Annotated in this window: 18 protein-coding genes; 13 read left to right on the top strand and 5 right to left on the bottom strand. The window is 55.4% G+C overall.

All coding sequences use genetic code 11. The annotated features are described in order from the left end of the window. Position 1: 1 nt before the first annotated feature. The gene (locus J9777_RS06510; RefSeq protein WP_209347927.1) at positions 2-439 is read right to left on the bottom strand and encodes a DUF1801 domain-containing protein; all 438 of its coding nucleotides are present in this window, start codon (positions 437-439) and stop codon (positions 2-4) included. A 101-nt stretch (positions 440-540) separates the two neighbouring features. Between J9777_RS06510 and J9777_RS06515 the strand changes: the two genes are divergently transcribed. From J9777_RS06515 to J9777_RS06530, 4 genes are all read left to right on the top strand, one after another. After that, the gene (locus J9777_RS06515; RefSeq protein ID WP_209347928.1) at positions 541-1,878 is read left to right on the top strand and encodes a cyclopropane-fatty-acyl-phospholipid synthase family protein; all 1,338 of its coding nucleotides are present in this window, start codon (positions 541-543) and stop codon (positions 1,876-1,878) included. Positions 1,879-1,955: 77 nt separating this feature from the next. Beyond that, the gene (locus tag J9777_RS06520; protein ID WP_209347929.1) at positions 1,956-3,437 is read left to right on the top strand and encodes a hypothetical protein; all 1,482 of its coding nucleotides are present in this window, start codon (positions 1,956-1,958) and stop codon (positions 3,435-3,437) included. Beyond that, positions 3,434-3,841 (top strand): hypothetical protein, encoded by a 408-nt coding sequence (locus J9777_RS06525; RefSeq protein ID WP_209347930.1) that lies wholly within the window; start codon positions 3,434-3,436, stop codon positions 3,839-3,841. The genes J9777_RS06520 and J9777_RS06525 overlap by 4 nt, the downstream gene beginning before the upstream one ends. 193 nt (positions 3,842-4,034) lie before the next feature. After that, the gene (locus tag J9777_RS06530; RefSeq protein WP_209347931.1) at positions 4,035-4,859 is read left to right on the top strand and encodes a GGDEF domain-containing protein; all 825 of its coding nucleotides are present in this window, start codon (positions 4,035-4,037) and stop codon (positions 4,857-4,859) included. 185 nt (positions 4,860-5,044) lie between these two features. Here the strand turns inward: J9777_RS06530 and J9777_RS06535 are convergent, their stop codons facing one another. Next, on the bottom strand, positions 5,045-6,340 hold the full coding sequence (locus J9777_RS06535) for an acyltransferase (protein ID WP_209347932.1): 1,296 nt from the start codon (positions 6,338-6,340) through the stop codon (positions 5,045-5,047). A gap of 188 nt (positions 6,341-6,528) precedes the next feature. Here J9777_RS06535 and J9777_RS06540 point away from each other — a divergent pair, with 188 nt between their 5' ends. From J9777_RS06540 to J9777_RS06550, 3 genes are all read left to right on the top strand, one after another. Continuing rightward, the gene (locus tag J9777_RS06540) at positions 6,529-7,779 is read left to right on the top strand and encodes a cyclopropane-fatty-acyl-phospholipid synthase family protein (protein WP_209347933.1); all 1,251 of its coding nucleotides are present in this window, start codon (positions 6,529-6,531) and stop codon (positions 7,777-7,779) included. Positions 7,780-7,839: 60 nt separating this feature from the next. Continuing rightward, entirely contained in the window at positions 7,840-9,054 is a 1,215-nt protein-coding gene (locus J9777_RS06545; RefSeq protein WP_209347934.1) for an argininosuccinate synthase, read from the top strand. 899 nt (positions 9,055-9,953) lie between these two features. Further along, on the top strand, positions 9,954-10,460 hold the full coding sequence (locus tag J9777_RS06550) for a septal ring lytic transglycosylase RlpA family protein (protein ID WP_209347935.1): 507 nt from the start codon (positions 9,954-9,956) through the stop codon (positions 10,458-10,460). Positions 10,461-10,517: 57 nt separating this feature from the next. Here J9777_RS06550 and J9777_RS06555 read toward each other — a convergent pair whose 3' ends face one another. Both J9777_RS06555 and J9777_RS06560 read right to left on the bottom strand, forming a co-directional pair. Then, positions 10,518-10,952: a CHRD domain-containing protein gene (locus J9777_RS06555; RefSeq protein WP_209347936.1), complete on the bottom strand. Its 435-nt coding sequence runs from the start codon at positions 10,950-10,952 to the stop codon at positions 10,518-10,520. A gap of 497 nt (positions 10,953-11,449) precedes the next feature. Further along, positions 11,450-12,328, bottom strand: coding sequence for a hypothetical protein (locus tag J9777_RS06560; RefSeq protein ID WP_209347937.1), 879 nt, complete (start codon positions 12,326-12,328; stop codon positions 11,450-11,452). 222 nt (positions 12,329-12,550) lie between these two features. Here J9777_RS06560 and J9777_RS06565 point away from each other — a divergent pair, with 222 nt between their 5' ends. Both J9777_RS06565 and J9777_RS06570 read left to right on the top strand, forming a co-directional pair. Further along, positions 12,551-13,276: a hypothetical protein gene (locus J9777_RS06565; RefSeq protein WP_209347938.1), complete on the top strand. Its 726-nt coding sequence runs from the start codon at positions 12,551-12,553 to the stop codon at positions 13,274-13,276. Next, entirely contained in the window at positions 13,269-14,825 is a 1,557-nt protein-coding gene (locus tag J9777_RS06570; protein WP_209347939.1) for an anti-phage dCTP deaminase, read from the top strand. The genes J9777_RS06565 and J9777_RS06570 overlap by 8 nt, the downstream gene beginning before the upstream one ends. 204 nt (positions 14,826-15,029) lie before the next feature. Here the strand turns inward: J9777_RS06570 and uvrA are convergent, their stop codons facing one another. Beyond that, a complete protein-coding gene (uvrA, locus tag J9777_RS06575) occupies positions 15,030-17,942 on the bottom strand; it encodes an excinuclease ABC subunit UvrA (RefSeq protein WP_209347940.1) in 2,913 nt (970 codons plus the stop codon). A 173-nt stretch (positions 17,943-18,115) separates the two neighbouring features. Here uvrA and J9777_RS06580 point away from each other — a divergent pair, with 173 nt between their 5' ends. The 4 genes from J9777_RS06580 (at position 18,116) to J9777_RS06595 (ending at position 23,471) form a co-directional block, all read left to right on the top strand. After that, the gene (locus tag J9777_RS06580) at positions 18,116-19,234 is read left to right on the top strand and encodes a hypothetical protein (protein WP_209347941.1); all 1,119 of its coding nucleotides are present in this window, start codon (positions 18,116-18,118) and stop codon (positions 19,232-19,234) included. 175 nt (positions 19,235-19,409) lie between these two features. Beyond that, on the top strand, positions 19,410-21,353 hold the full coding sequence (locus J9777_RS06585) for a hypothetical protein (RefSeq protein ID WP_209347942.1): 1,944 nt from the start codon (positions 19,410-19,412) through the stop codon (positions 21,351-21,353). Between the two features lie 123 nt (positions 21,354-21,476). Then, positions 21,477-22,730: a hypothetical protein gene (locus J9777_RS06590; protein ID WP_209347943.1), complete on the top strand. Its 1,254-nt coding sequence runs from the start codon at positions 21,477-21,479 to the stop codon at positions 22,728-22,730. Positions 22,731-22,772: 42 nt separating this feature from the next. Beyond that, positions 22,773-23,471: a trypsin-like peptidase domain-containing protein gene (locus J9777_RS06595; RefSeq protein WP_209347944.1), complete on the top strand. Its 699-nt coding sequence runs from the start codon at positions 22,773-22,775 to the stop codon at positions 23,469-23,471. The last annotated feature ends 117 nt before the right edge of the window (positions 23,472-23,588 follow it).

The raw sequence follows: 23,588 nt of genomic DNA on the forward strand, positions 1-23,588 counted from the left end.
GTTAGTCCGGATAAATCCGCGCCATCGTTTCCCAATCTTCGCCGATCATTTCTTCGAGGACGTCCAGATCCACATCGGCCAGCTTGTTGATATACAGGCAGCTCTTCCCGCGTGAATGTTTGCCCAACCGTTCCAACTGCGTGTCGCGGCGTTTGCCAGACAATTCGTCACAATAGCCGCCCATCAAATAGAGCGAATGCTTGGCCTTGCGCGGGCTAAACCCGCCGCGCATCCATGTAACATCGCGCCCGCTGGCATAGGTTGTCTCATACGTACCGTAACCGATGATCGAGGGTCCCCACATCTTGGGTTCCTCACCAGTCACCTTGCGGAACATCGCGTCCAGCACTTTGGCTTCCTCGCGCTTACGCTCCGGCTCTACGCCTGCGATAAAATCCTCTACCGAGACATCGGTCGGCATGGTTTTCGGTTCGCTCATAATACTTCTCCCGCCCATAGAATGCGCGATTGATTGACAGGACGCAAGCGAACGGCAATCTGCCGAAAATACAAAGAAAATAATTGAGGGGCTGAATACATATGTGGCTTTTGAGCAAATTCCTGTCGGGCGCGATTCATACGGGCACAATCATCGTGACCGATCATGACGGCAAGGAATACACATTCGGTGCAGGCGAAGGGCTCGACGGACGCGGCCCGATCAAAATCACCCTGACCAACAAGAAAGCCGCAAACCACATCGCCCGCTATCCGCAAATGGGCGCTGGTGAGGCGTTTATGTGGGGCTGGCTGGTAGTCGAAGAACCGCATGACATCCGTGACATGATCCTGTTCGTGACGATGAACACCAAGAAACAAGGCGACAGCGCGATCCAGGCCAAAGGCATCCTGCGCAAAACCGGCCAAGCGATCAAAGCCAAGCTCGACGGGATCAATCTGCGCAGCAGCGCGCGCAAGAATGCCGAGCACACCTACAACCTCACCCGCCGCCTGTATGAGCTGTTCCTCGACGAGGACCGCCAATACACCATGGCCTATTACCGCGAAAACCCGGAGACGACTTCGCTCGAAAAAGCGCAGATGGACAAGAAGGCGCATATGGCCGCCAAGATGAACATCAAGCGGCCAGAGGATAATGGCGGCGTGCCAATGAAAGTGCTCGATATCGGCTGCGGCTGGGGCGGTTTCGCGCTCTATCTGCACGAGCATTATGGCTGCGAAGTCCTCGGCGTCGCCCTCGCCCCCGATCAGATCGCTTTCAGCAAAGAACGCGCAGAGGCGGCTGGCGTGGCCGACAAGGTCAAATTCGAACTGATGGATTACCGCGATGTGCCGAGGGACTACTTCGGAGCCGGTGACAATGACGGATTTGACCGCATTTCCAGTGTCGGCCTACTCGAACATGTCGGCACGATTCACTATCCGCAATTCTTCGAGCATACCAACCGCCTGCTCAAGACCGACGGCGTGATGTTCAGCCATTGCTGCGGCCGGGCGGGGCCTCCGGGATTAACTGATGCATGGACGCGCACCTACATCTTCCCCGGCGGATACATCCCTGCTCTGTCCGAGCTGGTCACGCAGAGCGAGCAATATGGCTGGCAAGTGATGGATGTGGAGGCAATGCGCTTCCACTACTCCTACACGCTGGAGGAATGGTACAACCGCACCGTCATGCACAAAGACGAGATCGTCGAAATGTATGACGAGGTCTTCTACCGCATGTGGCTGTTCTACCTGGCCGGCGCCGAACAAAGCTTCCGCAATGGCACCATGGTCAATTGGCAATTACTCTACGTCAAAGAGCGCGACGCCATCCCGATGACGCGCGAATATATGGAAGAAGAAAGCGCGCGGCTGCGCGATGCAAGCGTTGTGCCGGAGTGGAGTTTGGGGATGCGGGAAGCGGCGGAGTGACTGGGTAGACGGCTCAATACAAATTGAGTATCCAAATGTTTTTTAGTATAAAATATGGGCGTTTAGGGGAACAATAAATGATAGAGGGCGCAAATATAGCACTAAGCCTAACGGCAATAAGCCTAGCGTTCTTTTTCTACCTCGGGCAGCGCAATAGGATTCTGAGCGAAGGAAGCGATGATTTTTGGTTCGGTGGACGAGAAATCAGTCAGAAAGCTCACTTCTTCACCTGGCTTGCATCTGCCGTCGCATTTTCTTCTGCGATTGTATATTATATGCAAGTTACCTCAATATGGGGTTACTGGGTCTACTTCGGCAGTATATTGACATATATTATTGGTCTTCTGGCGGCAGTGTTTATCGTCTCTCGTTATGATTTCAAACTGAGTGAATTTGAGACAACCGGTAGAATGGTCGAAACACGTTCTGGTAATCGATATGCAGGTATTATCGTCGATGGAATGAACGCCCTATCGCTACTTGCTTTAGTTTACATAGAAATTGGTCTGGGCGTGAAGATATTCTCATTCCTTTTTTCTGAATCGAATTTGCTATTCGAACTCTTTTGCTTTTCGGCTCTGATTAGCATCCCATATTTTTATATAAAGCTAGGCGGTTTTCGAGCCATTGTTTCATCAGATATATGGCAAGGGGTTTTGATAGTTCTTGGGCTTGCTTTCCTTTTGGTATTCTTTCTTTCTGGCGGGATCACGGGGTCGACGGTTTCAGCGAAGGACTTTTGGCCACAACCATCGGTCGGATTTGACAAGATTCTCCCCTATTTGATGTTCGCTCTCGTTGTTAATTTCTTCACAAGCATTCCGCAGGTGTCCGTCTGGCAGCGGTTCGCTGCATCTGCGAACACGGCGAACAAGTATCGTACAGCGCTTCTTGCCATCATCGTTGTCGGTTTAGTTTTTGCTCTCTACATCGGACTCGCTGGTGCTTACATCAATGCCGGCAAGCCAGTCGGATCGATAGCCGATATCTTTACACCTATCGTGGACTCAGGCCCTGTTGCAACGCAGGTAATTTTTCCATTGGTATTTGTTGGCTTTATCGCCGCTCTTGTGTCTTCAGCCGACAGCGCAAGCCTTGCGGCGACCATGACAATTTTCGGACGAAGGCGTTTAGGCGCCAGCGCCGATGCGGGTGCATGGCAACAGCAAAGATCTCGCGCGACGACATTCTTGGCAGTTGCTTTTCTAGCGATGCTGCTCTTTCATACATACGTAGAAACGGTAGGGACCGGCTTTGCTAGCGTATTCCTAGGGATTATCTTCTATTTGTTCTCGCAGATTGCAGTAGCAGCCCCAATCGTCGTTCTTGCCGTCGTTTCGCCTAGTCGACTACGTTCAGACCGAGCGGTTTGCTCAGGGTTGCTAATTGCTTGGTCAATAATGACAGCAGGTTTCCTAATTCCAAATAAGATAGCTTGGCTATTCCCACAGATTTCTTCGATCTTTGAAGACCCGTATACAGGAGGAATGGTGATAACTCTCGTCTCTTTGCTGATCGTCCTGGCCTTCAGCTGCAAAATCTCGGGGAAGCAAATATGATTCTCCCTGACTTGAATATTATTGATTTCGCTCCCTTTATTGGGATGTTGATAGCTCTGCTTGTCCAGTGGATTGCCTTTAGGCCACGAAATTTCGTTGACCCTTTGAAAACCCGGGATTTAGATGTTGGAACGGCTCGTCGATACTGGCCAATAGGCGCATTGGAAATGTATAAGCGAGACGATGGGGTGCTCCGGAACAAACGACTGCTTCACGCCTACTACGCAGAGATTCTCTTATTAAAGTGGATCAACTTTGCGCTTATTGGGCTTATGCTAATTTCTTTCGGTAGCGCAGTTCTGGGAATGAGCGCGCTCTGGTGTGGTGGTCCTGCGGTTTTGCTTGTGGTGGTCGGCCTGATTTTGAAGAGCGACATCAGTTCCGCCTTACAATTGGCAAAATAGTTTTGTCACTAAGTGCGAAGGGCACGAATTGCCTTCACCCGTGCCTTGGTATGTGTACGAGCTTGGCGATGATGTTTGCGTGACACTAGGTGCGCGCGCTCCGCAGTTGCTCGATAGAGCCGCTGGCCCTGCCAAGGTGTCTTCCTGCCCCTAAATCCTTTCTCAACACCATCCTGCTATCCGCGCAGGCGTGTTGAAATCGATACTCCTCGACGCAGATGTCATTAAGAAGACGCTGCTGCTGGCCGCGATGTCGACTGTGGGTGCAGTCATCATCGTCGGCGGGAGCTATTACGCGATCTATGGTGTCGATGGCCGGTTCGGCAGCGCGATGCGCTTTGCTCTGTTCGTGCCGTTCTTTTGCTCGTTTCCTATCGGGCTGGTGATCCATTCGCAGGGTAAGCGGCTCGAAAGGCTCAACGCGGAGCTACAAAGTGCTACCGAGGCGGCTGAGGCGCTTAATCTGCGGCTGATGCATGAGGCATCGCATGATGCGATGACCGGCATTCTCAACCGGAAATACTTCCTCGCCGAACTGACCGCCGGTTGTGAAGATGACTCGCCCGACAGCTTGTTGCTGATCGATGCGGACCGGTTCAAGGCGATCAATGACCGCTTCGGCCATCATACGGGCGATGAAGCCCTGATCCGGATGACCAAGCTGATCACCAAGCATTTGCAACCCGATGACGTCGTCGGGCGCATCGGCGGCGAAGAGTTTGCCGTGCTGCTGAAAGATCAAACCATCGGCGAGGCATGGGTCGTGGCCGAACAAATCCGCAGCGCCATCTACACCGAGAATTTCCTCGCCGACGAAGGCCAACGCTGCCAACTATCGGTCAGCATCGGCGTAAACCGCGTGGATCAAACCGACCGCCGCTTCCCCTTCCGCAAAGTCGATCTGGCCCTGTATGAAGCCAAAAGCCTGGGCCGCAACCGGACGGTCAAATTCGAACCGGAAATGGATATCCCGACTTCCGAACGATACGGCAGCGTTCCAGATGCAGCCGCAGGTTAAATCGTGTGGGCTACAAGATCGCGGATTTTCCTACATGCCGTCGCCACGCTATATTCGCGTTGGCTCTTTGAAAATTGAATAGACGACGAAACAACTGATGCAGCTTGTACGAGCGTGGACAGCGGATGTACTTCGTCAACTAAACCCGCAAAGTTGGCATCGTCACGCTGCGACTCGGATCAGCGCTAGCTCTTCACCATGCGGTAGACCGGGCCAAAGCCGACCAATGCGGCACCAATAAATGGCAAGGCGACAACCCATAGCCGGACGCCAGTAACACCCTCAGGGCTGGCAATGCTAATCGCGGCGGTCATGGCGAGACCAGTGCAGATCAACACCATGCCGAGCACCAACCGCCAATGCGGAACGGGGTAATCCCGCTGCACCGGAACGCTGCCTCTTTCGAACCTGACAAACAGCATAATCAGCGGCAGTGTCAGCGCGATGTAGAGTGCAAACCAGATTGGCCGGGCAAACCACCATGCGGCGGTTCCGGGTGCCACATCCAGCCCGATACTGCCTGCCAACCATGCGGCGATCATCACCAGCACAAAGGCGGTCAGATGCCACAGATAGATGCTCATGATCATCCCGTTCATCAGCACCACACCGGTCCAGATGCGGAGATTGTCGAGCATTTTTCGGGCAGGTTTCTCTAGCGCCAATGCAAAGCCGGTTTGAGTCATACCCAGCGCCATCAAAGCAATCGTGGGTGGCATCGAATTGGTGATCTCTGCCCCCGGCACACCGATCATCGCGACCGGATAGGGGCCAACCACCGTCAGCGCGACCAGTACGGCAAGGCTGGCGATCATCCAGAACAAGCGGTGCCCCAGCCCTCGGAACGCTCCCGACTGCCACGCATAGCCAAGCTGGTGAATGCCGCCCCATACGAACAGGAAATTGAGGAACCCAATATAGGGTATGCCCTCAAACACGGCGAAGAAATCGGTAAAAATTGCCGCTGAAACAAGCAGGAAGAAAGACCGGAACCCCATCTTGCTCCACCATGCATAGGTCAGCGGCGTTAGCGCGGTAACTAGCAAATACACAGCAAGGAACCACACGGGGATCAAAGCCAGTTGGGTCGCCATCTGCACAATGCCGCGCTCAATCCCCAACTGCGTGCCAAAGAAGGCGATCACACCCCATACTAGCAACACGGGGAACACAGGATTGACCAATCGCTGGATACGGCTCGCAAACCAGTCGGAGTAGTGGCCCCCCTTCCTCTTGGTCGCCGCCCAACTTATGCCGTTGGAGTATCCACCAACAAGAAAGAAAATCGGCATTACTTGGAAGGCCCAAGTCAGCCACTGCGTCCACGGCAAGATACCGAGCAGATGGCCGCCCTGCACTGCGCCGCTCTCATCAATATAAGGCGCTGCGACCAGCCAGTGGCCAATCACAACGGCAAGGATCGAAAATGCACGAAGGAAATCGACATAACGATTACGCTCCGGCGGCGCCATTTCGGCCATCTCCCGCGCCTTCGACCACAAGCTCCGTTTCGCAGGTTTGCTGGCCGCAGCCGCATCAGAATTTGGCATAGATTTCAGAACCTCTCGTCGAAGAAGTTAGGTAGCCGCACTGCCTCGGACAAGTTCCCCCATGTAACGCTTCCCCTTCCACCACCGAATGTTCTATCACTGCAGTCAAAGGAGAGGACATGAGCAAAAGCTTGGTCAAAAAGTATCTGGGCAGCATCGTCACGCGCGGCACGTTGAATGTCGCTTTTGCCAACGGTGATACCGCACAATTCGGAACACCGGAGGATGGCTTTCCGGATATCTCTCTCCGCCTGACCGATGACCGTGTGCCGCGCGATATTTTGCTTGATCCCCGGCTAGGCGCGGCGGAAGCCTTCATGAACGGGCGGCTCCTGATCGAAAGCGGCGATGTGATGGGCTTAATCGCCTTGCTGCGCGGTAATGCCCCGTGGGATCGCGGCGGATCGATTGGCGGACCGAGCACATTTCGTAGGCTACGCGACCGGCTGACTTTTGGCCTTGAGGCGGTCAACAACGCCGTCGGATCAAAGCGCAACGTCGCGCATCATTATGATATTGGCAACGATCTCTACAAGCTGATGCTCGATAGCGAGTACATGCAGTACAGCTGCGCTTACTGGCCGTCCGATGATATGTCTTTGGCCGAAGCACAAGAAGCAAAGCTTGCACATATCGCCGCAAAACTGGGTCTCGAGCCCGGCCAAGAAGTGCTCGATATCGGCTGTGGTTGGGGCGGAATGGCGATCTTCCTCGCAAGCCGAGCTGGTGTGAAGGTCCACGGCATCACGCTGAGCGAGGAACAGCTGGCTCTCGCTATCGAACGCGCCGAAGTCGCAGGTGTCAGCGACCGCGTTACGTTCGAACTCGTCGATTATCGTGATCTTCCCAAGCGGCCGAAGCGGTATGACCGGATCGTGTCGGTCGGCATGTTCGAACATGTCGGAAGACCGCAATTCGAAACCTTCTTCGACTGCTGCGCCAATCTGATGAAGGCAGACGGCGTGATGCTGCTTCACACAATCGGGCGAATGGGTAGTCCCGGAACGACCGACGCTTTCACGCGCAAATACATCTTCCCGGGCGGCTACATCCCCGCACTGAGCGAGACGATTGCGGCTAGTGAACGGTACCGGCTGATCCCGACCGATATCGAAATCCTGCGCCTGCACTACGCCAAGACCCTGCGCGGATGGTACAAGCGTTGCGAGCAGCACCGCGATGCGATCATCGATCTGTTCGACGAGCGCTTCTACCGGATGTGGACGTTTTACCTCGCCGGTGCGACCGCCGCTTTCGAACATGGTGGCATGTGCAACTTCCAAATCCAATATAGCCGCAGCAGGCATGCTCTGCCGATCACGCGTGACTATCTGGCAGACAACGAAAGCGACATGCTGCAAAAGCCATAATTCGTTGTGATGTCGCCGGTGTCCTGATACCGGCGCGCCATATCTTCAACGGAGTATAGAATGTCGGATATCAAACGGGTTGTCCTCGCCTATTCGGGCGGCCTCGACACCAGCGTCATCGCCAAGTGGCTTGAAGTAGAGCGCGGCTGCGAAGTCGTGACTTTTACGGCCGATCTTGGTCAGGGCGAAGAAATCGAGCCAGCACGCGAAAAAGCCCGCGCGATGGGCATTCCGGACAAGCACATTTTTATCGAAGATGTCCGCGAGGAATTCGTTCGCGATTTCATGTTCCCGATGATGCGCGCCAATGCCCGCTACGAGGGCGACTATCTGCTTGGCACGTCAATCGCCCGCCCGCTGATCTCTAAGCGCCTTGTAGAGATCGCCCGCGAAACTGGCGCTGATGCAATTGCGCATGGCGCGACTGGCAAAGGCAATGATCAGGTCCGCTTCGAACTGTCCGCCTATGCGCTCGATCCCGATATCAAAGTCATCGCACCATGGCGCGAATGGGATCTGACAAGCCGTACCGCACTGATCGAATGGGCCGAAAGCCACCAAATTCAGGTACCGAAGGACAAGCGCGGTGAAAGCCCCTTCTCCACCGATGCCAACATGCTGCACACATCCAGCGAGGGCAAAGTGCTGGAGGATCCGTGGGAGGAAACCCCGGATTATGTCTATTCGCGCACCAGCAATCCTGAAGACGCGCCCGACACGCCTGAGTATATCACAATCGACTTTGAAAAGGGCGATGGCATTGCGTTGAATGGTACAGCCATGAGCCCCGCGACCTTGCTCGAAGCGCTCAATGAGTTGGGCCGCAAGCACGGGATCGGACGTCTCGATCTAGTCGAGAACCGCTTCGTCGGGATGAAGAGTCGCGGCATGTATGAAACTCCGGGTGGCGAGATTTACGCCCGCGCCCATCGCGGGATCGAACAGATCACTCTTGATCGCGGTGCAGCGCATCTCAAAGATGAGCTAATGCCCAAATATGCCGAGCTGATTTACAATGGCTTCTGGTACAGCCCCGAGCGTGAGATGCTGCAGGCTGCGATTGATTTGAGCCAAGAGAAAGTCAGCGGCACCGTCCGTCTGAAGCTCTACAAGGGCAATGCCGATGTGGTTGGCCGGAAATCACCCAACAGCCTTTATTCCGAGCAGCACGTCACGTTTGAGGACGATGCCGGCGCCTATGACCAACAGGATGCTGCCGGCTTTATTCAACTCAACGCATTGCGCTTGAAGCTGCTCGCCCAAAGAGATCGATAACGCGGGATCGAAAGCGTCAAATCGCGCTACTGCGACGAGCCGTTGAGTTATCCACTCGCGTCCACAAGCGATTTCGCAGAAAGTGGATAAGTCGGGCTTGAAGTCCTTGCGCGACTCACTTTCGAAGCGCAGCTTTAAGTCATCGGAAAGGCAAGAAAGTCACTTTAGATTGAAGTCTAACGATTTGAATATGAAGAGAAATTCAAACCAATTCGAGGTAGCGGTTACTGTCCGCGCGGTCTTTGAGGGATGCATGCAAAAGGCTTCGGTCCAATGCAAGCAAACCGTTTGAGAAGAACGCGAAAGCATACCGTTGCTTGGCCGAACATACCGGTCTGACATTGAGGCAAAGTGGAAACTCGGATGCAAATCGGAGCAGAAGCAGAGCTGTTAGAGGTGACAGACCATTATGGGATGATCGGCTGCGGAACCGGAAGGAAACTGGGTGAAATCTTCGGATGGAACCAAAGATCGGAAGGAACCGGATGCCGGTGCGAGCGCCGGTGATAGCACCTGACCAGCGGAAGATCGCAAGATCGGAGGCAGGATAGGGAAAACATCGGAGGCCAAGTGCTCCAATGATGAAAGATCGCAAGATCAATCATCGAAGCAGTCCACGCCCGGTAAGAGTGGGGTCGGTAGCAATACCGGCCCCATTTGCTTTTGGGGCTACAACTTTTGGGCCTATGACAATCCCCCACCACTCCACCGGAGCTTGCACAGAACGAATTCGAGCGACCATTGCGAATCGCCATTTCTCCTTTGCCCCGATCCGGTGCCTGTAGGACAGCACAATCCCCGTCTCACCTGCCACAACGCGGCAGATTGCACGGCATTCGCGGTGTATTCCACAACCCAATGTGCGCGCGGCGCCGCTTTCCGCTAAACCGCACAGCAAGATGAATACATCACCCCGCATCCTATCTGCCGCTTTGGCGGCGCTGGCATTGCCGCTCAGTGCTTCGGCGCAGGACCAGCATTCCGATTTCAACAACAGCTTTGCACCCTTCGAGGTCGTCCCCGCATTCCCGGAGGCCGAGGGCAACGAAGTCGATATCAAGACCATCACCCCGCCGGTCGAGAAGCCCAAACCGAAAGCCACCGGTGTTGTCCGCTCGCTCGGCAATGGTGTGGCGAGCTATTACGGCAAGCGGTTTCATGGCCGCCGCACCGCCAATGGTGAACGGTTCAATATGAACGCGATGACCGCCGCGCATAAGACGTTGCCATTCGGCACCAAGGTCCGGGTGACCAACGCGCGCAACGGCAAGTCAGTGGTCGTCCGCATCAATGATCGCGGGCCATTCATCCGCGGCCGCACGATCGATCTGAGCCGCGCCGCAGCCCGCAAGATCGGGATTATCCAGCGCGGGCATGGCCGCGTAAAGCTGGACATCGTCAGCTAGGCGGACACCCGAATGTTACGGGCCGGAAGCGCATCACGCCCCGGCCCGCATCACTGACTATTCGTCATTCTCGATCTGACCACGCAGCGCGCCCGCAGGGAACGCTTCGCTGTTGATAGAGACGTAGTAGTTGCCCGGCTTGCCGCCGATGGCTTTGGCCAGCTTGGAGTCCATGCTGGTGCAGACTTCCTTGCCGCCTTCACCCGCTTCCAAAGCGAAGACAGCCGCACCGGCTTTGCCTTCGTGGATCGCTGCGCCGGTCATGGCGAGGTCTTCGAGCACGAGGGTGTAACAGAACTGGCTGGACTTGGCGTCGATACGGCCATTGAAGTCGGCATAGCCTGTGGTGTCACCGCCACCAGGCACGCTGTCCGCGTCGAGGTAAGCAACAACCGGCATCCCGCCGTCAGCTGCAACAGCAGGTACGGCAACAGGAAGCAGAACGAGCGCAGCGGCAAACGGCCGCGCAGCGACAGAGATAACAGAACGCATTTTCGAGATACTCCCGTTTCCAAGTGCCGGAGCTCCGAGGGAAGACCCCACGTCCGAGACGGCAGGAAACGCAGCGTAATTATACTGCGATTCGTTTTGGGCGGGAATAGAGAAAATGCATGCCGTGATTTTAGCGTTGAAATTGGCTGAATATTTCTTGGAGTTGTTTGTTTTGGCCTCAAGCGCCGGAGTCTTTTTGTTTTGGCCCTGCGGGCGCGAGGCATCCGCCTCGCTTGCTTCCTCGCATAAGCTCGGGCGCGCGGTCGCGCTTGCGGTCCGTCTGGGTCGGACCGGACCATTCCCGGCCATTTCCGTATTGCGCCCGTTCTTGGTCGCGGCAGTCATAGGGCAAAGCGGCCCGCCCGCAGCGCAGCGACCGTCAGGGAGCGAAAGCGAGGATAGCCAAGTGCCCGGATGGGCACGCCGGCGCTTGAGGCCAAACAAACAACTCACTCCCGCGCACACGACGCCATCAGCTCCTCGTGGTTCGTCACCAGTCACCATTCATGCCCGCCTGCTTCGAAGGCTTCGAGCTGGAGCGCTTCCACTTCGCTGACCTGATCCAGACCGTCGGCCTGCAAATATGTCTTCACCGCATCCTTGGGCCGCGCGGCACTCATTCGCGCGATCCGGTTACCGAGCCATTCGCAATCATCCGGCCCCAATTCGACGTTGGGATCGTCGCAATTGCCCCCGCAATCCCTACACGATGGAACACTTGGAACACGGTCCTGATTGAAAATATCCGCGTCCTCTTGGGCGGAACCAGATGGCGAAGGCTCCTCCAACGCCTCACCCCGCTCCAGCGCCTCGATCTGGTCATCGAGCACCGCAAGCCCCTCCGCCACACCCTCGCGGGCGGCCACCGAGTCGAGCCGCGCCAGATGCGCCAGCAACAATCGGTCGGAATAGCGCCGCCGCCGCGCAATCTCCTCCCCGTGATAGAAAACCGGCTCCTCCCACCCCTCCAGCGCGCGGTCGGCCAAAGCATCCTCCGCCACCACACGCGCAGAGGCGAGCGCCGCATCCCAAGCCCGCGCAAACCCCGCCGAGCGCCGCCGCGCGCGGTACACCGTCTGCGCAGAGACCGCCGCCGCCCTGCACGCCAGCCGCACATTCCCCCGATACGCAAGGCTCGCAAGAAATGCCCCCTGCGCCTGCGGAGTGAAGACGGTGTGATGCCCGAGGGACGAGGTGGCGGTGGTGTCGGTGAAGTGGGTTTGCGGGAGGAGAGCGTCAGCCTCCCCTTCCCGTTCACCCTGAGCCTGTCGGACTCGCAGAGGGGACGCAGTCCCAACGGTTGTACTTTCTTCCGGCTCAACACTAGCGAGTTGCTTCTGTTGAGCCCGAAGCTGCGCAGCAGAGATATAGCTCATCCCGCACCTCCCACGCTAACTGGCACCAAGAAACGTGGTCGCGGCAGCCAAAGGGCCAAACGGCCCGCCCGAGCGTTAGCGAGGACAGCCAAGAGGCGCGGATGCGCCTCGCCCGGCGACTGAGGTTCTAAACAAACAGATTTCATGGTTCACCTATGGGGAGTTCAGGGAACCGGATGAGTTAGCCAGATTGGGGTGTGTAGGACAGTTGAACATACAGTATTGGCTCAAAAGTTCCCGATATGTTTCTTTTTTCTCAATCTCTGCTACACACTCGGACTCATGTCGATTCAGTCAATCAACCTCAGAAAGCTGCTTCGCTTATTTTTCGCGCCAGATAACCTGCAAATATCTCTCCTAAGAGCGGATATTCGAAACGAAATTGCAAAGGCTGAAGGGTTCGAGGCAGGTGGCGGAGATTTCTACGTTCCATTTTGGAGAGACGCGAAAGACCATACAATCGGGATCGAAGACCTGTCTGTAATGGTCAGAGCCAGAATTGACGCGAACGAACGCAGGGGAAATCTTTACCCGCGATTGCAGAACGGATTTCTCCTTTGGTGGAACGAACGCAGACGATGGACAAATGAACCTTTCGAGAAAATACAATCACCAAAAGGCAACCTTCGACTCGAAGAGTTAAACGCAATTGTAAAAATTGAAAACTTCTTATCTCTTCGCGGTTCACAAGAGGATGTCCATTATGTTTACCCCTATTTCTCACCGAATCCTGAATTGAATAAAACTGCTGCAAAGTTAGGTTTGTGGGCAATTTCCGAAACTGGGATTATTGAGAATAATGATGCTATTCGATTACTCGATGTTATTCGCGGTACGAGCTTCGCTATTTCTGATTTTGAGTTTGACGGAACCGAAAGAAGTGAGTTTTTATCACGGTACCAGAGGCTAATAAGCAACTGGAAAGACCTATGGAGTGATTATGAGTGAATCGAATGATTCTAGACCCGATATTTACATTGGTTTGGTCGGAGCTGCTGGAACCGATCTTAAATCGGTTCTACGGGAACTCAAATCACAACTCTTAGTTGTCGGCTATACAGTAGAGCACATAAAAGTCAGTGAGCTCATCAAAGCCGCCGTCGGAATTCCCGATCTGGCAGATGAAAATGAACGCATTAAGCATCACATGAAGGCTGGTGATCTCATTCGATCAAACTCAGCGAACGGTGGCGGTGTCGCAGCTTTAGCGATGCAAGCAATTGTCAGCACGCGTGGTAAGACCACGAAGGGAAAATCCAGAGCCTTCGTAATCGACTCTTTCAAGCACCCTGATGAAATAGAACTTTTCGATCGAGTTTACGTTCGAAATTATTACACGATGTCAGTGCATTTGCCGAGAATAACACGGCAAAAGAACTTAGAAATACAAATTGCGAAGGATCAGCATCAACCTCCTGATCCTGAAATGGCTATGCTCGCGAAGCAAATTATCACTGATGATGAGAAGAGTCAGGGGGACAAAGCTCAGAATGTCCGTGACGCATTCCCTAAAGCTGATTTCTTCGTGAATGGAAAGAGCGACTTACCACAGCAGATCAAACGTTTTGTCGAAATCGTTTTTGCCGAGCCGTTCGTAACACCAACGCTAGACGAATATGGGATGTTTATGGCGAAAGGCGCAGGTTATCGTTCTGCTGATCTTTCTCGCCAAGTGGGTGCCACCATAATTGATCAGAACGGCTCTTTGATCGGCACCGGTTGCAATGAGGCACCCTATCCCGGCGGTGGATTCTATGTTGACGGCCATTCGGACGGGATTGATGACAATCGAGATTACGTAAAACAAATCGATCCGAATGCTGCCGAAATACAAAGCACTTTCATTGAAATTGTAGGAATATTGCGAGAGGCGGGCCACATTGGCGATACAAAGAAGGATAAAAGGGGAGACGTTGAACTCGTTGACGATCTTCTCCAAGGTGATTTGAAGCACCTCGCTAGAAACGCCCGCATCCGGAGTTTGATCGAGTTTGGTAGAGTTGTGCACGCCGAAATGCATGCGATCTGCGATGCCGCCGCAGCCGGCAAAGCAGTTCGCGACTCTTCTTTGTATTGCACGACTTTCCCGTGCCATCTCTGCGCAAAGCACATCATGGCCTCAGGCATCGCCGAAGTTGTCTACATTGAGCCCTACCCAAAGAGCCTGACTGCTAAGCTATACTCTGATGAGATCGAGTTCGCTGATGAACGGCGAGAAACCGGAAATAATACCGGTCAAAGACGGCTTGTGTTCCGCCCTTTTCACGGCGTGAGTCCAATCCTGTTTCAACGCGCTTTTCGGCAGAAGAAGCGAAAGGACAGCCGTGGAATTTTGGCGCTTTGGGATCCTACAATGGCCGAGCCAACAGATGCATCGAGAACTGTGGAAAGGCCACGGTTGGAGACTACTGCCGTGAACTCCGTCGTGAGAGTACTCAAGAAGGCAAAAGCCAAATACGATTCGTGGTCGGAGGAGAGTATCGATGAAGAGGGATGAGCTTGAGCGGGAGTTACAAAAAACTGTTCGCAGATTCAATCGATTGAGTGCTGACGAAGCAAATGTTTATCAGACTGAGCTTAAACGTAGATCCGGAACGAATCCCGGTTACATTTTTGATTCAGAACGCAAGTCACGCGGCGGCTAACTCAGGAATTTGGCGCGAATTTACCGTTCGACGGCACCAGTTTTGCTGTTCGATTGTTATGCTCGCCCCAACATCCCCTTCAAATACCCGCCCGTAAAACTCCCCTCGGTCTTCGCAACCTTCTCCGGAGTCCCCTCAGCAACCACCTCACCACCGCGCACCCCGCCCTCGGGCCCAAGGTCCAGGATCCAGTCGGCGACCTTAATCACGTCGAGATTATGCTCGATCACCACCACGGAATTGCCCTGATCGACCAGCCGCTGGAGGACCTCCAGCAGTTTGCGGACATCTTCGAAATGCAGGCCGGTGGTGGGCTCGTCGAGGATATACAGCGTCTGGCCGGTGCTGCGTTTGCTGAGTTCCTTGGCGAGTTTGACGCGCTGCGCCTCTCCGCCTGACAGGGTGGTGGCTTGCTGGCCGACTTTCACATAGCCCAGCCCGACTTCGTTGAGCATGTGCATTTTGTCGCGGATCGGGGGGACGGCTTTGAAGAATTCTTCCGCATCCTCGATCGTCATATCGAGCACATCGGCGATGGAGAGGCCTTTGAATTTCACTTCCAGCGTTTCGCGGTTGTAGCGTTTGCCGCCGCATTGCTCGCACGTCACATAGACATCGGGCAGGAAGTGCATTTCAATCTTGATCAGCCCGTCGCCCTTGCATGCCTCGCACCGGCCGCCTTTGACGTTGAAGCTGAATCGGCCCGACTTGTATCCGCGCGCGGCGCTTTCGGGCAGGCCGGCGAACCAGTCGCGGATATTGGTGAACGCGCCGGTATAGGTTGCCGGGTTGCTGCGCGGGGTGCGGCCGATGGGCGATTGGTCGATCTGGATGACCTTGTCGCAATATTCGAGGCCGGTGATGCTGTCATGCGCGCCCGCGATCACCCGCGCGCCATTGAGCGCCCGCGCCGCGCCGGCATGCAGCGTGTCGATGGTGAAGCTGGACTTGCCGCTGCCCGATACGCCGGTGATGCAGGTAAAGGTGCCGAGCGGGATGGAGGCGGTGACATTGCGCAGATTGTTGGCCCGCGCGCCTTTGACGGTCAGCTTGTGCCCGTTGCCCTTGCGGCGCTTGGCGGGAATGGCGATTTCGCGCTTGCCGGTCAGGTAATCGGCGGTCATCGAATTCTTCGCCTTCATCACCTGTTTGAGCGTGCCCTGCGCGACAATCTCGCCCCCGCGAATACCCGCGCCGGGGCCGATATCGACCACATGATCGGCCTGACGAATGGCATCCTCGTCATGCTCGACCACGATCACGGTATTGCCCAGATCGCGCAGACGCTTGAGCGTTTCGAGCAAGCGGTCATTGTCGCGCTGGTGCAGGCCGATAGAGGGTTCGTCTAGAACATAGAGAACGCCGGATAGGCCGCTGCCAATTTGCGAGGCGAGGCGGATGCGCTGGCTCTCGCCGCCGGACAGAGTGCCCGAAGTCCGGTCGAGATTGAGGTAATCGAGCCCGACATTGTCGAGGAAGCCCAGCCGCTCGTTGATTTCCTTTAGGATAGCCTTGGCGATCTGGCTCTGTTGGTCATTCAGCTTGTCATCGAGCGCGAGGAACCAGTCCTTCGCGTCGCTGACCGACATCCGCGTCGGCGCGCTGATATGCGTCGGGCCATCGGCGCTGGGGATCTTGACCGCGAGCGCCTTGGGATTGAGCCGCGCGCCTTCGCAGCTTTCGCATGGCTGGCTGGTCTGGAACTTGCCCAATTCCTCGCGCATCCACGCGCTATCGGTCTGCATCATCCGGCGATTGAGATTGCCGACGACACCCTCGAACGCCTTGTTGACGGTATATTGCTTGCGCCCGTCCTTGAAGGTGAGCGGGACACGCTGCCCCTTGGTCCCGTTGAGAATGATGTCCTGATGCTCTTCGCTCAGCTGGTTCCAAGGGGTTTCGAGGTCAAAGCCAAACTCGGTCGCGAGACTGCCCAGCACTTGCATGTAATAGGGCGACGGCGGATTGGACTTGGCCCACGGCACAACCGCGCCTTTCTTCAAGCTGAGCGCTTCATTCGGGACCACCAATTGCGGATCGAATAGCTGCTTCTCACCCAGCCCGTCGCATGTCGGACACGCGCCTTGGGGAGAGTTGAACGAGAACAGCCGCGGCTCGATTTCTTCAATCGTGAACCCGCTGACCGGGCAAGAGAACCGCTCCGAGAACACGATGCGGTTGGCCGGTATACCCGCACCCTTCATCGCGCCACCGGAAGCGCCTTCATCCTCACGTCCCGGCACAACGCCATCGGCCAGATCAACGTAGGCAAGCCCGTCCGCCAGTTTCAGCGCAGTCTCAAAACTGTCGGCAAGGCGCGTTTCCAGCCCTGACTTCACCGCCAGCCGATCGACCACCACTTCGATGTCATGCTTGAACTTCTTGTCGAGCGCGGGCGCTTCCTCAATCGGATAGAGCTCGCCATCGATCCGCACGCGGGTAAAGCCCGCCTTCTGCCATTCGGCCAGCTCCTTGCGGTATTCGCCCTTCCGCGCCCGCACGACCGGCGCGAGCAAATAGAGCCGTGTCCCCTCAGGCAATTCCATCACCCGGTCGACCATGGTCGAGACAACTTGCGCCTCAATCGGCTTGCCCGTGGCCGGCGAGTACGGAACCCCTACCCGCGCCCATAGGAGCCGCATATAGTCGTAAATCTCGGTAACCGTCGCAACGGTCGAACGCGGATTGCGCGAGGTCGTCTTCTGCTCAATCGAAATCGCTGGCGAAAGCCCGTCAATATGCTCGACATCAGGCTTCTGCATCATCTCAAGGAATTGCCGCGCATAAGCGCTCAGACTCTCGACATACCGCCGCTGCCCCTCGGCATATATCGTATCAAACGCGAGGCTCGACTTACCAGAGCCCGACAGCCCGGTAATCACGATCAGCGCATCGCGCGGCAGATCAATATCAATACCCTTGAGATTATGCTCGCGCGCACCGCGAACCGAGATGTTTGTGAGTGCCATGCACAGGCATTTGGGGGGTGTAGGCGCGTGAGTCCAGTGGGGTGAGCAGCCCGCGGTAGTTTATCCCAATGTTCTTGGTTTGTTTTTTCTTAAAACTGGCGAGTGTGACTAAGGTCACGCTCACACCAAAAATTGGGGGCTATCAACGCTTCAACGTTACGTAGGAGTCGAAGATGATGCGGAATTCTATGATTGCACTAGCTTGTGCCACAACACTAGGTGGTTGCGCTGCAACAAGCTTCGCGCCCCCAAAAATTGACCTCGATCATTCAACGAACACGCGATCAGCATTCCACGCAGGATGCCAACAGGTAAGTAATTCGAACACCGTTCCAATCGCAGAGAACTTCAACGGCGCGATGCAGCTCATCGACAATTTTCTTGTCGGCTATCGGTGCGCAGAACGTGATGCGGCTGAGGGCCGAGCGCACTTCGAAGTGCCCGCGTTTCTCTTCGCAGCAACCGCAGCGCTCGGGCAGCCATTCGGAATTTCAGAGGATGCCACAATTGCTCTAGGTGCAGCAGCGTCGGGTGCTGGGGCAGGAAATTCCTACTTTGCGTCTCAGGAGAAAGCTTCGCACCTGAACAGCGCAATAGATGCTCTGACGTGCATCCAGTTGGAAGCAGTCGGAATACCGGCTTTCGAACTCTCGCTAGACGACATCAAAATAAGGACACCGACGACCACGCCGACACCAAGCCCTTCTCCGACACCGTCGCCAACGGCGTCACCAGCCACGAATTCGACAATTTCGTCACTATCGTTGCCTGATCTAGAAACTAGTACCGAAACGATCTCCACCTATGGGTTCCTCTCAGAAGAAATCGGACGACTACAAGAGTTGGAGTGGCCGCTTAGCACTCCCTCGACTCAGGCCAACGAAAATGCCCACTCAAGTAACATCTCGATAGGGAGTCAAAAGCAATACTTCAGAATGATCTATGGAGCACTGCTATCAGTCGAGCGCATTCTAGCCCGACGTCTCAGCCATGCAGGCCAAGATTTTGACGCCGACGGTATTGTTGCCGAAATTCAGCTCCTCTCAAAACAGATTGAAGACAATACCGCAAACACAGCTGGCGAGGGCGATCCGCAAGAAGTATTGGAGGATGCTCAAGAAGATTTGATCGACACACTTAGCGCAGTCGGATCGACATTGACTTCAACTGAAGAAATTCAAGTTAGCGCTAAACTGACGCGGTTAAAATGGGCCCATGACGTCGTAATCGCGAAAAGCGCCAAAGATCTGCAGCCTAAACTTCAAAGGTGCATGGTAAAAGCAAAGATATAACCCATATGCACCTACGACTGCCATAGAATGTTGCCGACCGTCGATGGGAAACTAGTTGAACATTCGTTTAGAACTCAATGGGGCTAAAACGTCGCCTGATAGTCAAATCCCACTTCCCTTCCCCAGCACCCCTTCTTATACTCGGTGCAATACAAGGACCTAGGGACGCTATTAGATGAAAACTATCGGGTTGCTCGCAGCGGGGGTTGCTGCGGTTGGGTTTGCGCATAGTGTACTGGCGCAGGATGCAGGATCAGATGATGATCTGATCGAGATCGGCGGGGATCGCTCTGCTATATCGGAACAACCCGCACCGGCTGAGGCGCAAACGGTTGCTGTTCCTGAACCGCTGCCGATTTCTCTGACACCGCAAAGTGATCCTGTTGGCCTCGCCCGGCTGCGCGCTCCGTTTGATTTGATTGCTGACGACGAGGCGCTTGAAAAACGCCTCAGCAAACAGGGGATCGTCCACCGGTTACGCGGGATCGATGTCCCGTTCCTGTTACAACCCCCTGGAGACGTCCAGCCGGACGGGCGCATTTGGCACAAGGGTAAAATGCCCAAGAAGACTTTGCTCGCACGGCTATCTACCCGGCCGCTGAGTGAGGTGGAGATTACTTTCACCGACAAAGATGAGCAGCAAATTGTGATGCGTTTGGCGGAGGCTGCTTGGCGCTCAACCAATGATCCCAAGCCCGCCTATGCGCAGACCGGGATAATCTATTGCTCCCGCTCGACCGAAAAAACCGAGGATGATGACGAAAATCCGGGTCTCGGCAGCTTCTGTTTGGTCGATGAAGACCGCAACGGCACTTTCGACGCTTATATGGCGGGCGAAGGCGAGCGCAACGGCACTGTCCATGCACTGAACTTTGTCGGCCCGCCTTTGCCGCTGGCTACACCTGCGCAATACCGCACAGTCGATGACTTCCAGCTCGGCCAGACTGCCGAGTGGCACACGTGCGGCAAGGATTGGGACAAGCCCTATTTCGTGCCGCATTTGGTCGAGGGGCAGATTGAGGGCGATGCGCCGTCAGAAATCTCCGCACGCCGTTGGGGTGTTTATTGCGATCGCGGCGAACCAACCGAGGCGTTCCTGCCGGTCGAGAAGAAAGCCATCACTGCCGACCTTGGCTCGCTGATATTCGAAATCGGATCGAAGAAACGCGGCGCGAAAGCAACCGTGCGCGGCTTGCTCAATCAGGATGTCAAATACCGCGAGGAAAGCGGCAAGATCGTACCAACCAGCGTTGGCATGACGCCGATGCATGCGCGCATCTCAACCGCGCAGCATTTCGATATCAAACCGTTCCTGTTCGATGGCCGTGAAAACCGCGCCGAGGGCGTGTTCGGTAAGGACGAAGTGTTCCTGACTTTGGGTTTCCGCCACGGTTACACCGGCGTTGTGGAGTCCGATGTGGTCATCCGGACATTGCTATCAAAACGTACCGTCGAAGGCGGCGAGTATGTGTATGGCGTTCCGGCTGAGAAACGCTCGGTCGTATATGGCGGGTATGGCGGCACGACAATCTTGGGTCCGCCGGTCAAAAGGACGATGAACACCGCATTGGTATGGTGCCTTCCGACGCGCGAAGAGAAGCCGATTTATGACCGCCGCAGTCGCAAACCGACCGGCAAAGTCGATATTGAATGGACCGCAACCTGCTTACCAGAAACCAGTGCGGGCAATCACACGGTTCTGAAAGACCAGTCCCCTGCCCTTGCGGTCAACAATATGCGGATGGAAGCGAGCATCAGCACCAATGATGGCCCGCCACCGGTAACGCAGACACAGAATGCCGATTTTGGCGCGCCTTTGTCCTTCCGTTATAAAGTGGACTCGGTCAGCAAGAACTTGATCACTTTGAAAGAGGAAGTGCTGCTGGGTGAAGAAGTTACTTCCACAAGCGACGTATTGCTCGCGATTGTCGGAGAGGACAGCGCGCCGGTAACGGCGGCTGGCGGGCAGCTTTTGCTTAAGATCGTCGAAGACAAAGATGGCGATAATCCGAAGTTCGAGCTGCAAGAATTGCGCCCGCTCGAAGAAGGTGAAAGCGCCCGCGTGGTCGGAGTGGATATCCTGGCCATGCTACGGGCATTGCTGGCCAATGGGCGTTAAATCGCTGGATAGAGGAACGGCGTAAAAATCGCATCGAGCGACCAATTCTAAGGGCAATTTGACTTCGTTGCTCTCCCACACCCATAGTGCCTGCGCAGAAGCGGCAAGTATGGGAGCAGTGCTGTGCGATTTTTTTCGATAGTTCTTTTGGCTTTGGCACTTGGTGGATGCGCGACGGTTAGCAGCGGCAATTTCCGCGACGGAAATATTCAGGGCATTCCATACAGCCTTGCACGCGGACAATTGCAGATATCCATTGTCGATGAAGGCGGCGCTCTGTCCGTCAGCCTTGCCGGCCCGGTCGTATCTGCCGATGTCGATGGGCAGATGATCGCCAAGATCAATCGCAGTGCGTTAGCCGACAACAACGTCACCATCACAGTCGATCCAAAAACCAATCTTCTCACTAAAGTTGATGCGACTTCGACTGGCCGATTGGGGGATATCGCCAAGCAGGTAGCGAGAAGCTACGCCTTCCAAGGCGCAGGCGATCTGGAAGGGACGCCTGTGTTCAATCGGTTATTCAATCCTTTGGTTGACCCGATTGAGGACATCAATCTCGCAGCCAATGCGGCATTGCAGGCATATTTCGACCGGCGCTGCGTCACCGGACTGAATCTGGCCACTTATTCGGCGGGCAGCGCCTTGGCGAATGCCGGCTATACTGAGAGTGACAGCAACACCGCGATGCTCCAGCGCTTGCTGAGATGTCGCGCGCTGGAAGAAGCCGGAGTGAAGGCCACCTCTCAAGGAGCGATCAACCTGATCCGGCTGGGTGTCGGAGGGCAATCGAGCGGAACGATTTCACTGTCATCTGACAACGCCACCGCCAGCCGCGCGCAATGCGCTCGCGGTATTTGCTTCCGGCCTTTCCGCCCGGTTGATGTGTCGTTGGGCCTCGGTGAGTATTATTCACAGAATGACGTCTTCCTGCTCCCCGACCCGACGAAGTTGGCTTATATCAATCTCGCTTCTGGTGTCTTCGCCGAGCAGAAATATGTGGTCGACTTCACTGACGGCATGATGACCTCGTTCCAGCAGGATTCGCAAAGCGAACTGCTCGGGCTCGTCAAAGTGCCAGCCGACGTTGCGGCGGAATTGATAAGGGCTCCGACCGAGGCTTTGGGCCTCAAGAAAACCGAACTGGAAGCCGAGAACCAATATCTGCAAACCGTTCGGACCAATGCTGATGAGCAGAACAAAACCGAAGAGGCCTGCAACGCCAATCCCGGCGCTTGTCCTGACCGTGCATTTAAGATCATTCGACTGAAACTCACCGACGAAGCCGAACAGGCGGGACCGCCGCCAGACAGCGATGGACCTGGCACGAATGTCACTCCGCCAGGCTCAGATGGTCCCAACATTTTCGGCGGCTAAAGGCGCGGGCGAGCAAAACAATCGCATTCGGAGGGAAAGCAAATGGCAAACTGTCCCGACGGGCTAACCAGCGGTTTCGGCGTTCCTGACAGCCTCCGAAGTGCGTTATGTTCGACCCGAAGCTACTTCGGCAAGGACCACAACGGATTTGGGGTCTATGTCGCCGGGAGCGGCTGTTTCATCGGAAACACCGGACGCCAAAGCGTTGTTATGACAGCAGCGCACAACCTCTATCACCCTGTGCTCAAACGCAAAGCGCGATGGGTCAATTTCCAGTTCGGCCGCGTGGGGCAGAACTTTATGGCGTCACGCACATTGAGCAGCGGGAATGTTCCGATTGAATTTATTCGCGGCGTCAATGCGCTGCACGAATGGGATTTCGCGCTCGCACGGATACCGCTGCTGCGCAGTGATCGCTTCACGCCGCTTCCGATCGAGAAATCGACTGCAACGGGAGAGACCGGCAAGATCTTGGTCGGCTATCCCAATGAAGGCGCATGCAAAGGTCTGTTCAAACCTTATCACACGGTGGTTTCGGTCACCCCCTCTTCACCGGCGAATTACTCTTACCGCAATCAGGAAACCTATCGCGGGATGAGCGGCGGGCCTCTTATCGGGAAGACTACTGACGGTGGGGAGTATGTGTCCTACGGTGTGCATACGCTGGGCCGCAGCAATATTCCGCACCGCGCCGTTCGCTTTTCCGAACCGGTTATGAGGCGTATCCACGGCTGGCTTTAAGCGAGCCGAACTGACCGCTACCATCGACCAACGGCATAGTGGGCTCGACCGATTGCGCGCTTACCCTTGCCAACGCAGGCAATCTGCGGTTCAAGCGTCTCCAGCTAAGAAAGCGAT

Origin of the sequence: Pontixanthobacter sp. CEM42 (assembly GCF_017812015.1) — a bacterium.
Classification (GTDB): Bacteria; Pseudomonadota; Alphaproteobacteria; order Sphingomonadales; family Sphingomonadaceae; genus Pontixanthobacter.

Excerpts from the sequence above, each read along its gene's own strand:
- J9777_RS06585 (WP_209347942.1), top strand. The coding sequence starts at position 19,410 with ATGAAAACTATCGGGTTGCTCGCAGCGGGGGTTGCTGCGGTTGGGTTT.
- J9777_RS06545 (WP_209347934.1), top strand. The coding sequence starts at position 7,840 with ATGTCGGATATCAAACGGGTTGTCCTCGCCTATTCGGGCGGCCTCGAC.
- J9777_RS06525 (WP_209347930.1), top strand. The coding sequence starts at position 3,434 with ATGATTCTCCCTGACTTGAATATTATTGATTTCGCTCCCTTTATTGGG.
- J9777_RS06510 (WP_209347927.1), bottom strand. The coding sequence starts at position 439 with ATGAGCGAACCGAAAACCATGCCGACCGATGTCTCGGTAGAGGATTTT.
- J9777_RS06580 (WP_209347941.1), top strand. The coding sequence starts at position 18,116 with ATGATGCGGAATTCTATGATTGCACTAGCTTGTGCCACAACACTAGGT.
- J9777_RS06555 (WP_209347936.1), bottom strand. The coding sequence starts at position 10,952 with ATGCGTTCTGTTATCTCTGTCGCTGCGCGGCCGTTTGCCGCTGCGCTC.
- J9777_RS06595 (WP_209347944.1), top strand. The coding sequence starts at position 22,773 with ATGGCAAACTGTCCCGACGGGCTAACCAGCGGTTTCGGCGTTCCTGAC.
- J9777_RS06560 (WP_209347937.1), bottom strand. The coding sequence starts at position 12,328 with ATGAGCTATATCTCTGCTGCGCAGCTTCGGGCTCAACAGAAGCAACTC.
- J9777_RS06520 (WP_209347929.1), top strand. The coding sequence starts at position 1,956 with ATGATAGAGGGCGCAAATATAGCACTAAGCCTAACGGCAATAAGCCTA.
- uvrA (WP_209347940.1), bottom strand. The coding sequence starts at position 17,942 with ATGGCACTCACAAACATCTCGGTTCGCGGTGCGCGCGAGCATAATCTC.
- J9777_RS06540 (WP_209347933.1), top strand. The coding sequence starts at position 6,529 with ATGAGCAAAAGCTTGGTCAAAAAGTATCTGGGCAGCATCGTCACGCGC.
- J9777_RS06570 (WP_209347939.1), top strand. The coding sequence starts at position 13,269 with ATGAGTGAATCGAATGATTCTAGACCCGATATTTACATTGGTTTGGTC.
- J9777_RS06515 (WP_209347928.1), top strand. The coding sequence starts at position 541 with ATGTGGCTTTTGAGCAAATTCCTGTCGGGCGCGATTCATACGGGCACA.
- J9777_RS06550 (WP_209347935.1), top strand. The coding sequence starts at position 9,954 with ATGAATACATCACCCCGCATCCTATCTGCCGCTTTGGCGGCGCTGGCA.
- J9777_RS06535 (WP_209347932.1), bottom strand. The coding sequence starts at position 6,340 with ATGGCCGAAATGGCGCCGCCGGAGCGTAATCGTTATGTCGATTTCCTT.